Consider the following 12,254-nt stretch of genomic DNA (forward strand, 5'->3'; position numbering starts at 1 on the left):
TCGTAGAACCCGCGCAGCGCGAAGAAGCGCCCCACCAGCCGCAGCCCCGCCGCCCCCATCGCCTTGCGGCCCTGCTCGTCCGCCGTCAACTCCGGCACGCCCAGCTTCCGCAGGTAGTCGTCCGCGCGGAACCCATGACTGCCTCCGCCGGAGATGCCGAAGAAGGGCACGTGGATCGTGTGCCGGCCATCCTTCGTCGGCTCCTCGGCGAACATGATGCAGAAGCACCCAAGGTCTCTCTGCACCAGCCGGCCTTCGGAAGCAGCGAGGAAGCGGTATTTGCGCACCAACGCGTTCGCGTGTTGGACCAGCGCGGCGAAGCGGGCCTGCTTGCTCAGCTGTCCTTCCAGCACACAGTAATCCCGAGAGGGGAAGACGCCCCCCATGGGAAGCGGCAAGGGAAGCAGCAGGAAGCCCGCGAGCTCCAGCTTCGCCCTCATCGCCGCGAGAGGAAGGTCTGGCAAGGGAGGGTAAGCCACCCGCGTCTCGGCCTCCGCGATTCGCTCCTCGAATCGCGTGCGCAGAGCCGCCAGTTCGCGGCGCGCCTCCTCCTTCTGCTTCTCCACGCCCAGCGCCTTCGCCTCTACCTTTTCACGGTTGGCCTGACTCCACTCCTGGAGGATGTCTCGCTTTCGCCGCTCCAGGGCTCCCATTCGCGTCTGGTGTTGACGCTGGGCTTGGGTCCACTCCCGCGCCAGTGCATCACGCTCCTTCCTGGCTTGCGCCCGCCCCGCATCCACGAAGCGCGCCATGTCGACGGGCTTCCCGACCTTGGCCATCAGCCACTGCTCCGCGAACCGCCGGCCAGGGGCGCTGGGAGCGGAGTCCGCGTGTGCGATTCGCACCTCGAGCGCGGCGCGACGCTTCTCGAACTCGCGGCGCGCCTCCTCCTTCTGCCTCTCCACGCCCAGCGCCTTGGCCTCCACCTTTTCACGGTTGGCCTGACTCCACTCCTGGAGGATGTCTCGCTTTCGCCGCTCCAGGGCTCCCATCCGAGCCTGATGCTGGCGAGCCAGTTCCCGCAACTCCGCCTGCGGCGTCTCGCGGGGCTCGGCCCACCGGGCACACTCGCGGGCCAGGCCGGTCCAGAAACCATCCACGTCCTCGATGCGCTTCAGCTTGTACTCGAGCATCTCGATGGCATTGACCAACTCCACGTCCACCATGCTTCGCCAGACGGCGGGGGCGTCGCTGCGTCGCTCGGCGAGAGCGATGTCATCCCGAGCGCCTCCGGGGCCCCGGCTCGCCCAGAGCCGCGGCCGGGAGCCGCCCTCATACAGTTGCCGCTCCCGATCTCTTTCGAGCTTCACCAGTTGGAGAAGGTAGGCGACGTCCGCCTCGACGCCATGGTCCAGATACAGCGCCGCCTGAAGATCGCCGCGCTTCCGGACCCGCCGTGCATGCGCGAGGACATCGGTCAGCCGCTGCTGTCCCTTCAACATCGCGGCGGCGACCCTTTCGAGGGCCAGGGACAACTCCAGGATGAACTTGTCGATCTTCGAGTATTGCGCCTTCTTCGGACGCTGCCCTTCGCGGAAGAGCACCTTCCAATCCTGGATCAACCCGCGCAGGCGCTCAGTTTGCGCTGCGAGCCGTTCCTTCTCGTAGAGCAACTTCCGTGGCCCCTGGCTCTCGCTCAGTTCGTGTACCCACGCCAGTGCGTGAATCCACTGAGGGTTCACGTCCCACGTGGACGCGTCCCACGGCCGCATCCCCCTCTGCTCCATTTCGGTCATGCATCCCCCTCGAATCTCCGAACCGCGTCAGGAGCACTGAACCCCCGTCTCCGACCGCGATGGCAATGCAGGGAGAAGCGGAAGCCCTCCACCTGCTCACCCGGGAACGCACAGGTCCGCCCGCCAACAATCAGCGACAGCCCGAATCGCTCCTCGTGGAGTACTGCCGCCAGCACTTTGCGCTTTTCATGCCACACGCTGACGCCTGGGAGACGAGCCGCGCGGCCTCGCTTGCGGGCCAACCGAACGCAGCCGCGTCTTGCCAGGACGCAATACACGACGCAGACCTTCACTCCTGGGAGCGGGGGCATCCTTGTGCTCGAAGGAGGAGTCCGTCGAGCATGGACAACCCGGTGTCAGGTTTGTGCGCGCAAGGGGCCCTACAGACCGACAAGAAAGGGGGCACCGAGGACCACGAGCCCGATGGCTCCCAGGATGATCAGTCCCACCCACAGGTTCTCCCCGGGCAGCACCACGTGCCGGGGCTGCTTCGGGTTGTAGAGCACCTGGACCCTGTCTCCATGCTTGAACTTGGAGGCCTTGCCCGTGCTGAGCCCGATCTCCAGGGGCTCCCCTCCGTCCTCCGGGCGGATGAGAACCCAGAGCTGGAACATGTGCCTGCGACGGAACTCCTTGTCGCGCAACCTGGCCAGCTCGTTGCCCTCCTTGAAGTGGTACTCGAAGTCCTCTCCGCCCGCGACCCAGCTCACCTCTGCCGGCAGCCGGAAGGCGCCACGCTTGAAGCCTGGAGCGAGGTGAGGTGTTGCCGAACCTGTTGAGCGAACGCGTCAGCGGGCATGGTGGGCACGGGGCGCGGAGCTTATGCGAAAGGGGAGCACGCTCCCGCCGGGGTCCGGCAGCGGCTGCTCGAAGAATTCGCGCGGCGCTTCGGCCCCTGGGCGGCGTGCCCGCGGATGGAGCCTGCGGGACAATTCGACATGTGGCTGGGCGATATCGAGCTGTCCAAGACCTGTTATCACAACGACTTGAATGGACAGATTCCACTGCTTGGCTCACTCGCCCGCGACAGCCGGGATGTCGAGGTGGGCAAGCACCTCCGGGTCCTCAAGTAGTTGACCGAGGAGAGCGACCTGTGGTGCGGAGACGCTGTGTCATGTGGGAGCCCGGGTAGGATGCGCGGACATGGACTTCCAGGCGCGACTCGAGGCGCTCACGCACCAACTCCGGCCCTGGTCCCCTCTCTGGTCCCGCTCCATCCTCCAGGGCTGGCCTGGGTCCGGCGCCGCCTTTCCCGAGGACTGGCTGGCCTACGCCCGGTCGCTCGATGAAGCGGGCGAGCGACAGCTGGACCAAGGAGTGCTCGTGGGCGCACCGCCTCCGTCACTGGCCGCGCTGGTGGGCGCGCTCCAGGAGCTGACGGCGCTGCCCTGGCACCAGGGCGCTCATCCGCTGACGGTCGCGCAGACGCAGGGACTCAGCGTCAAGAAGACCCACGAGCTCGAGCGGGTGCTCGCCCTGCTCGCGCCCAGGACGCGCTTCATCCAGCAGGCGGTCGATATTGGCGGCGGCATGGGACATCTTGCCCGCCTCTGTGCGCGGACGTTCGGGTGGACCTTCCACAGCATCGACCGGGACGCCGCGTTGCAGGACAAGGGACGGCGGTGGCTGGGGAGAACCCCCTCCCCGGGTGAGGACACCCTGAGCTTCATCGAAGCCTCCGTCGAGGACGGGCCCCAACCGCGAATCGATCCGCTCTTCTCCGGCCGGGACCGGGCCTCCATCGGTCTGCACACCTGCGGACCGCTCGCCCTCACGCAGCTCCGCAAGAGCCAGGGGGCGGGCTTCGTCCTGAACATCGGCTGCTGCTACGACAAGCTGGAGGCCCCGCGAGACTTCCCCGTCTCCCGCTTCGGAGGCGCCCATCCGCTGCCCTTCACCCCGCATGCCCTGGCGCTGACGACGCGGGGACGGCATCACAAGACCGAGGTGGAGTTCGCGCGGATGAAGCAGGTGTACGCGTGGCGCTTCGCGTTCCATCTCCTGTCGAGGCAACGCTTTCCCGAGCGCGGCTTCGTCAGGGCAGGAGACGCGCCCCGGGCGCTCTATGCCGGACGCTTCGCCGCCTACGCGCGGGACCGCCTGGAGCGACTGTGCCTCGATGCGAACATGACGGACGCCGAGTTGGAGGCCTTCGAGGTGTCTGTTCGCGCCGAGACGCGAGACCTCCTGCTCTGCCATCTGCTGAGGGACCGCTTCGCACGGGCGCTGGAGGTCGTGCTCCTGCTCGATCGCGCGCTCCTCCTGGAGGAGCTGGGCTTCCAGGTCGAGTTCCTCCAGCTCTTCGATCCACGCCTGTCTCCGCGCAACCTCGCGCTCATCGCGTCACGGAGCGCTTGAGCCCGTGCCGGGCCGAGCGCCCGAGCTGAGGTGATGGCGGGACGACAAGAGCCTCGTCCCCGGGGACACGACCCACCGCCACCTGGGGAGCCATATTGGGGCGAACGCATGGCTCGCTTCGTGGCGAGGAGGAAGGAAATGGGACAAGCGAGGCGGGGGTCCCCGCACGTCGCCACGGCCCTGCTGGTGCTGGCGCTGGGAGTGGCCGCGTCCGGCTGCCAGCCCCAGGGGCCCTGGGGGTCCGCCGTTCCCGAATGCACCGGGACGGAGGGCGCCGCCCGCGAAGACGCCGCTCTCTCGCTGGGACAGGATCCGCGCCGCTACGTCGAGGAGGATGGGCTGCCGGTGCTCCACCTCTACGTGGCGGACTCCCTGCCGGATGACGACGACTACCAGGCGGCGCGCGTCTTCTATCGCGGCCGCTGCTACGTCTCCCGGGCCCGGTATCGCGGCGCGACGTCCAAGGACTTCCCCAAGCGCAGCTTCACGCTCGACTTCCGCGACGGGCAGTCCTTCGACGAGCCCCTGCTCGCGGCTGGCTTCTCTGGCCGGCGCAAGGTGGTGTTGATCAGCTCCTTCAATGACAACTCATACCTCCGCGCGAGGCTGGGCTTCACCTTGTGGGGCCTCATGTCTCCCGACCACCTCCAGGTGAAGACCTTCAGCGCGGTCGTCTATCTGAACGGGCGCTATCACGGGCTCTACACGGTGGCGGACCACGTCGACCGTCACTCGCTCTCCGCGCAGGGAATGGATGTCCAGGGAGAGCTCTTCAAGGCCGTGGGCCCCGACGCCAACTTCTCCCGGCGGGACGCGTCCGGCAGGCCCAAGGCCTCACTGCATCTGGGCTACGAAAAGAAGGAGGGCGAGCCCGAGGAGGGAGCCGGCGCCTACGCGAGCATCGAGCAGCTCACCGACTTCGTGGCGGGGACCCCTGCGGAGCGCTTCCGCGCGGAGCGCGGCGCCTGGATGCAGGTGGAGGACTACGAGGACTGGTGGATCCTGGTGCGACTGGCGGCGCTGTCCGACTCCGTGACGAAGAACGCCTACCACTTCCGCGCGCAAGGGCAGGCGCGGCGCTGGCGCTACATCCCCTGGGACCTGGATGCGAGCTTCGGGCAGAACTGGGACACCACGCGACAGGCCCCGGACGTGAGTGCCTCCTTCACGGTGGAGAACCTCCTGCTCGCCCGGATTTTGGAGGACCCCGCCATCCGCCACCCCCTCCGCGAGCGCCTCCACACGCTGCTCCACACCACACTCCACCGGGACGTCGTCCAGGGGCTCATCGCCACCTATGCCGCCGAGGTCGACCGCGCGGCACGGAAGGATGAAACACACTGGGGTGAGGCCTATCGCCACTTCCCGCGATGGAACCAGCGCACGGACCTCCTCGGCTTCGAGGACGAGGTGAAGTACCTCCGTGACTGGGTGGATGCCCATTGGGCGCTCCTGGACGAGGAGTTCCACTGATTCAGGGCGGGTGAGGGTGCGCGTTCGCGACCCGGCCCAGCCCGTCAGTACGCAGGGAGTGCGCAGTGGACAGATTCCACTGCTCGCGGAGCGCTTGAGCCCCCCGGAGCTGACGGCGGTCTCAAACGGTCGTCGCGGAGCGCTTGAGCGCCCCGGGCCTTGCGCATCTGCCCATGGGGCAAGCAGGGAAGCGCGGGCTCAGCGCTTCTCAAGCAAGGGGCGCGGATCGAAGGTGACGCGAATGCGGGTGATGCGCCCGCTCTCGACGTGGCTCCAGTTCGCCACCGGCACGGGCTCGTGCCCCGAGGGATGGATTTCGAACCAGGTCATCACGTCGTCGCCGTCCACGAAGCGGTGAAGCACGGTCACCTGGGGCGACACCTTCCACATGCCGTTGACGAGCCCCTTCACGCAGGCCTCCGCGCCCTCCGCCTTGCCGAGCGCGCCGACGAAGCTCACGTCGGGCGCGAGCGTGTCCCGCAGCATCGACTCATCCTTCGCGCTCCACGCATCGAAGTACGCCTGCACCACTTCCACGGGACGTTTCATGCTCGGCCTCCAGGTGCTCGACGGAAGAGTCCGTCGAGCATGGACGTGAGCATCCTCCCGGCTTCGGACAACCCTGTGTCAGGTTTGTTCGCGCAAGGACCCGCTTCACGCCGCCCGATGGCTGTGACCATCCAGCTCACAACCCACCACGCCGACGAGCAGCGTTTGGGAAAGGGAAGCGTGCCCCCATGGCCTCCGCGGACCAGCCCGACTTTCGCCGGGCCTGGGGCAGCATTAGGAGGCGTTCCACAGGACTCGCACACTGGAAAGGACGTACCGCATGCCCCGTCGCCGCCAGGAACAGGGAATGTCGTCCACCACGAAGTGGGTGCTTGCGGGGCTGCTGGGCCTGCCGCTGCTGTGTTGCGGCAGCGGAGGCCTGATGTGCCTCGGCATCCGGTCCGAGCTCCCCTACGCCGAGGCGATCTCCCGGGTGGAGAACCATCCCGGGGTCGTCAGGCTGCTGGGGGCGCCCATCAGCGCGAGCAGCTTCTTCAGCGGCTCTTTCAACCTCATGAACAAGGATGGTCAGGCGAACATGACCATCAACCTCTCCGGCAGCAGGCAGGACGGCCGGCTGGAGGTGAAGGCCGTGCGCACCGACGACGTCTGGGGATTCAGCCGGCTGCGCGTGGTGGCGGACAACGGCGAAGCGGTGGACGTCGGGGGGTACAGCCGGCATTGAGTGCACGACATTGCCCAGCGCCGGGCCGGCTTCAGCTGTCGCCGGTACCGAAGCCGCAGGAAATCTGCCCGTTCGCGCAGCGCGCCACACATTCCTGCCAGTCTCCGTTCGGGTCACAGGGCCGCCCCCTGCACTCGTTGAGCCCACAGGTGCCGATGGGGTCGCTCCCCTTGCACACCGACGTGGAGATCTCGCCGTCGGGGGCGTGGGTCCAGGACGTCGTGCTGATGTTGGCGTAGCACCACTGGCAAGGGTTGGATGGGTTTTCCGAACCGTGCGGGTACGCAACACCATTGATGACACATTCACTGCCGCCGCTACCACTACAGGTGACGGTGATGCCATCACAGGTGATCGAAGTCGCGGAAATGGAGCTACAGATGTTCCCCGAACACTGGAGCACCTGACCGGTTCCGCACTGGGTCGACGTGTTGCACAACGCGGACGACAGACTTCCCAGAGGCTCCACCCCGCTCTCTTCCGGGGGCACACTACATGCCAGGAACAGCACGCATCCAACGACCGTCGAGACAATACGCTTCATGGTTTTCTCCTCGTGCGCCAGGCACGACAACGCGCTGCCTGCCTTCGATGAGCGCATGGAAACACCCGCTCTCGGGGGCATCGCGAGCCGACAGCATACACACAAGAAGTGCTGCTGACGCGGGCCGCCAGAGCCGTAAGCCCAAGGTGCTCCAGATTCGCTCGCACTCTTCCCGCCTCGTTCAAGTACGCCAACGCTCGCCGCACTCGCATCGACGCTACCTCGACGGATGAATGACGCATGTTGATCGGTTCCAATCGCGGGGCATACGCGGCGCCACTTCTCGCCAGCATCCGCATCAGACGCTTCATGAACGCAGCCCCCGCGACGTGCCCCTTTCTTTTCAACTACGGCGCCGCACTGGACGACGGCTCTCTCTACGTTGCCGGCGTCGCCCGTGAGTTGGAGGATCGGGACGTGCCGTCTACCTCGGCTATGACGGCGTGCTGAAGGTTCGCAACGACGTCGCGGGCTCGAGCGAGGAGCGGCTCACTTTGGACAACGACGGCCCGAGTGTGCTGCGCACGGTCTCCGGCCTCCGGGTCGTGGGCGAGCGATTCTTTGTCGCGGGCATGCGCCGGAGGGGCTTTGGCCGCACCCTCGGCAGCTGCATCGAGACGTGGCGGGGGCGGTGTTCGAGATGTCCACGGGAGCCCCCATCGCTGGAGCCGTTGAGCGTCCCGGGCACGTCGCGGACCTCGTGGATGGCCGCGACCTCCGAGCGCCTCTGTTTTTTCGGCAGCCACAGCGCGCGGGGGTCGGCGGCGACAGGAACTGGGAATGCGGGCGGCTCGTCAGAGCAGCTTCGACATGATGTCGCGCTCGCGCTGATCGAGCTTGATGGAGTCGAGCGTCCAGTTGACGAGCTCGTCGGCGACCGAGGCGTCGTAACCGAAGGTGGTGGCGGCCTCCTTCACCGACGCGCGCTCCTCGGCCGCGAGCTCTCCGTCGGCACAGGCCACCTCGACGAGCATGCGCAGCAGGGAGGCGCGCAGTTCGCGGATTTCAATCTTGCTGACGATGTCGGTGAGCCGGCCGGGCTTCTGGAACTCCGCCTCGATGATGGCGGCGACCTGCGGGTCGCGGGGCGACAGGCCAATGTTCAGCACCACCTCGTCGAGCTGCTGGCGCTCCTCCTCGGTGATGCGGCCGTCGCTCGCCGCCACGTTGGCCATGGCCTGGACGAACGCCAGCAACTGCTCCTGGGGGTACTCGCTCGACATGTCATCTCCTGGGTAGGCGGCATTCGGCTGGCGGAGGGCTCACCGCCGGCCACGGAGCCGGACTGCTCGTTCACGCAGGATAGTGGCGGCCCACGAGGAGCGAAAACGGTTTCAGCCGGACGCCGGTCCCCGCACGAGGAACACGGGTTGGGGACAATTCAGGCTTGTCGCCACGAGGCGGTGACGCAGAAGGCCAAGCCCCCTCGCTTCTCGTCACTGAACCCGTGACAATCCGCGGCATGACCCTGCGACTCTCGATTCTCCCCCTGTTGATATTCTCCCTCGCGGTCGTACCTACCCTTTCAGCTTGTGGCTCCGATGACGGCGATACACCGCCGGATGCGGGCACCAGGCCCGATGCAGGCACCCCGCCCGACTCAGGCACCGAGCTGGATGCTGGCGCCGAGTTCGACGCGGGCACTGAAGTCGACGCGGGCACTGAGGTCGACGCGGGCACTGAAGTCGACGCGGGCACTGAGGTCGACGCGGGCACTGAGGTCGACGCGGGCACTGAAGTCGACGCGGGCACTGAGGTCGACGCGGGCACTGAAGTCGACGCGGGCACCACTCCCGACGCGGGCACCGAAGTGGACGCGGGCACCACTCCCGACGCGGGCACCGAGGTGGATGCGGGCACTGAACCGGACGCGGGCACCGAGGTGGATGCGGGCACCGAGGTGGATGCGGGCACTGAACCGGACGCGGGCACCGAGGTGGACGCGGGCACCGAGGTGGATGCGGGCACCGAGCCCGATGCGGGTACTACTCCCGACGCGGGCACCGAGCTCGATGCGGGCACTGAACCGGACGCGGGCACCACTCCCGACGCGGGCACCACTCCCGACGCGGGCACCACTCCCGACGCGGGCACCGACCCCTTCACCACCTGCGAGGGCACGTGCAAGGACACCGCCGTCACGGTTCAGATCGACGGGAACCAGCGTGTCCTGCCGCGCGCCTTCTTCGGCTACGAAGAGCCGACGAACGCCGGGGACCCGTGGACGCTGTGGATCGAGATCAACAACGGATCGACGAATGAGTGCCCGTCCGAGACTTCGCCGACCCCTCCGCAGCTCGTCAACGTCTACTCGGTGACTGTGCCGGTGGACACGACTCCGGAGACGGGTTCCTCGGGGGTGGGGGGACCGACCGCGACCCTGGTCGACTTCGATGGCGCGCTCCTCGACTGGCCTCCTTTCGTTCACAGCACGAACCTCACCTTCACGCCCGTGGCGGCCTCGCTCTGCCCCAGCTGCGTCAAGGCCGGGACGCCTCCCACGTCGCACTTCGTGGCCTTCAATGTGGACGGCACCTACGAGAACGGCGCCATCTCCGGCCACGGGTACGCCACCTACTGTCCCTCGATCGACCGCCTCCTGAACAACGGACCCGACGCAGGCACCGAACCGGACGCAGGCACTGAGCCAGACGCGGGCACCACTCCCGACGCGGGCACCACTCCTGATGCAGGCACCGACCCCTTCGGCACCTGCGAGGGCACGTGCCAGGACACCACCGTCACGGCCCAGATGGACGCGAACCAGGTGGCCCTGAACCACGCCTACTTCGGCTACGTGGAGCCGACGACCGCCGCGGATCCGTGGAGGCTGGTGCTCGAACTCAGCAACGGCGAGACGGATGAGTGCCCGTCGCCGACAGGGCCACTCCCGCCGCAGATCGCCACTCTCGAATGGGTGAAGGCACCGGTGGACACAACCCCGCAGACGGGCTCCACGGCGGGTGGACCGGCATCGTACTTGTTCGACTTCGATGGCGCGCTCATGCAGGAGTATGCCACTAGCGACACGAGCCTCACCTTCACGCCCGTGGCGGCCTCGCTCTGCCCCAGCTGCATCAAGGCCGGGACGCCTCCTCCCGCGAAGCACTTCGTGGCTTTCGACGTGAACGCCACCTACGAGAACGGCGCCGCCGTCTCCGGCCACGGGTACGCGACCTACTGCCCCTCGATGGACACCCTCCAGAACAACTGAGCGCGGTCCTGACACACGTTCCCCCGGCCCTCCGATTCGGGAAGGCCGGGGGAGCCCCGGTCAGCCCTTGAGTCGCAAGAGGCGCCGCGTGGCCACACACACCACGCGGCCCTCCAGCGCCTGGAGCCCGTGCTCCCGGCAGAACGCGTCGTAGGCGGAGGGCCGCTCCCCCACGATGTGGAACAGCGCCCGGGGCAGGACCGTGTCCGCCAGCTCCTCGGACGGCGTGAGGTCCGTCACCCCGAGCGTCCGGACCACCAGCTCCTCCAGGTGCGCCTGGCCCTCCACCGGCCTGCGCGACAGGACATACGAGAGCGCCCCCACCGTCTGGGTCGGCGCCACGGGACGCAGGTTGTCCGCCGCGAGCAATTCCTCCCAGAGGACCTCATGCAGGTCCCTCGCGGCCGCCGCGAGCGTCATGGACACCACCAGCCCTCCGCTCACCACCACGCCCCGGCCATGCCCCAGGTCGAAGCGGTGATGGTCCAGGTGGATGGGGTGCGTCACCAACAGCTGCGTCGACAGCGCCAGGTTCGCCGTCACGCCCAGCGGCCTCGCGAAGCCGTGCAGCAGCAGCTCGCCCTCCTCGAATGACGTCGCGGGGGCGGCGCGCGGCGGTACGTCCTCCAGCCGCCGCGTGAGCGCATCCCGGAAGGCCGTGGCCATCCCCAGCTCCTCCGACCCCTGCATCGCCGCGGAAGGAGACGGACCAAAGGACTCCGGCTGGCGCCGATACAGCTCCAGCTTGTCCAACGTGAAGACGGGGACGTCGTCCCCCACGCGCAGCATGCGGCGGTGGGTCGTCACCACGGCGCGCTTGCCGTCTCCGGTGTTGCGCACCGAGCGCACCTGGATCTCCTGCCGGAAGGTGTCCCCCACCCGCAGCGGCGCCAGCTGCCGCGCGTCGCGGAAGCCCAGGTGATAGATGGCGCCGTGCGTGCTCGACATGCTGCACGCCAGGTAGAGGCCCATCATGAACGGCAGGGGCGGAGCGTCCGGACCGGACAGCCCCAGCCGGGCCGCGAAGGGCGCGCTCGTCACCACCCGGTCGTGTGAATAGAAGCACTGGGCCCACAGGTCGCGCATCCCCGCCGTCACCGTCATCTCGTACGGGTTGGGCAGCACGTCGTCCGGGCTGGGCGGGCGGTGGAGCGCGTGCGACACGCGGCGTCCCCGCACCCGAGGCTCCGCCTCCATGGCCAGCACGGCCGGAGGACAGAGCGCGAGCATCCGGTGCGCTGCCTTCAGGTGCGGAGGCCCCACGAGCACCCCGTCAACGACAGCCATCCCCTCCGTCTCCGCCGCGCCACCCGCACCGGACGCCGTGAGCCCCGGCACCTTGCGCGTCAGCGTCGCCAGCGCCCCCTGCCCTTGCGCCTGCGTCACCTTCCGGGCCCACGCCAGCTCCGACGCCGTGGGCGTCATGCAACGGTTCACGGTGTCGAGCTGATCCGGATGCAGGCAGCACTTGCCCGTGAAGCCGTGGACGTGGCCTTGCGCCGAGTGCTGCTCCAGGCCGATCCGGTCTGCGACGTTCGTGTACGGCGTATCGAACGGCTCGATGCCCGCCGCGCGCGCCGCCATCACCACCATGCTCCGGGGATGCGCGAGCGTGAGCTCCGCGTGCGGCAGCGCGCCCGTCAGCCGGAAGAGGTCGCCGTGCCCGAGCATCAATCCCAACAGGCGCCCCCCACC

At 68.0% G+C, this 12,254-nt stretch carries 11 protein-coding genes; 5 read left to right on the plus strand and 6 right to left on the minus strand.

Annotated features, from left to right (window positions below; genetic code table 11):
- Together D7V77_RS35040 and D7V77_RS35045 are read right to left on the minus strand one after the other, a co-directional pair.
- A partial coding sequence (locus D7V77_RS35040) for a hypothetical protein (RefSeq protein ID WP_147452258.1) occupies positions 1-1,712 on the minus strand: 1,712 nt, incomplete at its 3' end.
- Between the two features lie 404 nt (positions 1,713-2,116).
- Positions 2,117-2,446, minus strand: coding sequence for a DUF3592 domain-containing protein (locus D7V77_RS35045; RefSeq protein WP_120580620.1), 330 nt, complete (start codon positions 2,444-2,446; stop codon positions 2,117-2,119).
- 87 nt (positions 2,447-2,533) lie between these two features.
- On the opposite strand from D7V77_RS35045, the gene D7V77_RS35050 reads away from it, so the two are divergent.
- The 3 genes from D7V77_RS35050 (at position 2,534) to D7V77_RS35060 (ending at position 5,567) form a co-directional block, all read left to right on the plus strand.
- Positions 2,534-2,809 carry a hypothetical protein gene (locus D7V77_RS35050; protein WP_120580621.1) on the plus strand — a complete coding sequence of 92 codons (276 nt, stop codon included), beginning with the start codon at positions 2,534-2,536 and terminating at the stop codon, positions 2,807-2,809.
- A gap of 70 nt (positions 2,810-2,879) precedes the next feature.
- Positions 2,880-4,094 (plus strand): methyltransferase, encoded by a 1,215-nt coding sequence (locus D7V77_RS35055; RefSeq protein ID WP_120580622.1) that lies wholly within the window; start codon positions 2,880-2,882, stop codon positions 4,092-4,094.
- 138 nt (positions 4,095-4,232) lie between these two features.
- Positions 4,233-5,567: a CotH kinase family protein gene (locus D7V77_RS35060; protein ID WP_158624549.1), complete on the plus strand. Its 1,335-nt coding sequence runs from the start codon at positions 4,233-4,235 to the stop codon at positions 5,565-5,567.
- Between the two features lie 198 nt (positions 5,568-5,765).
- Here D7V77_RS35060 and D7V77_RS35065 read toward each other — a convergent pair whose 3' ends face one another.
- Positions 5,766-6,116, minus strand: coding sequence for a nuclear transport factor 2 family protein (locus tag D7V77_RS35065; protein WP_120580624.1), 351 nt, complete (start codon positions 6,114-6,116; stop codon positions 5,766-5,768).
- A 307-nt stretch (positions 6,117-6,423) separates the two neighbouring features.
- Between D7V77_RS35065 and D7V77_RS35070 the strand changes: the two genes are divergently transcribed.
- On the plus strand, positions 6,424-6,801 hold the full coding sequence (locus D7V77_RS35070; protein ID WP_158624550.1) for a cytochrome c oxidase assembly factor Coa1 family protein: 378 nt from the start codon (positions 6,424-6,426) through the stop codon (positions 6,799-6,801).
- Between the two features lie 31 nt (positions 6,802-6,832).
- Here D7V77_RS35070 and D7V77_RS43390 read toward each other — a convergent pair whose 3' ends face one another.
- Positions 6,833-7,345, minus strand: a complete 513-nt coding sequence (locus D7V77_RS43390) for a hypothetical protein (protein ID WP_139920183.1) — start codon at positions 7,343-7,345, stop codon at positions 6,833-6,835.
- 794 nt (positions 7,346-8,139) lie between these two features.
- Complete coding sequence (locus D7V77_RS35085) at positions 8,140-8,568, minus strand: tellurite resistance TerB family protein (RefSeq protein ID WP_120580628.1); 429 nt, start codon at positions 8,566-8,568, stop codon at positions 8,140-8,142.
- 239 nt (positions 8,569-8,807) lie between these two features.
- Between D7V77_RS35085 and D7V77_RS45160 the strand changes: the two genes are divergently transcribed.
- Positions 8,808-10,559 (plus strand): MSCRAMM family adhesin SdrC, encoded by a 1,752-nt coding sequence (locus D7V77_RS45160; protein WP_233597425.1) that lies wholly within the window; start codon positions 8,808-8,810, stop codon positions 10,557-10,559.
- 60 nt (positions 10,560-10,619) lie between these two features.
- On the opposite strand, the gene D7V77_RS35095 is transcribed toward D7V77_RS45160, so the two are convergent.
- Positions 10,620-12,254: aldolase/citrate lyase family protein (locus D7V77_RS35095; protein ID WP_233597426.1), on the minus strand; the 1,635-nt coding region annotated here is incomplete at its 5' end.

The organism is Corallococcus sp. CA041A, from assembly GCF_003612075.1.
Lineage (GTDB): Bacteria > Myxococcota > Myxococcia > Myxococcales > Myxococcaceae > Corallococcus > Corallococcus exiguus.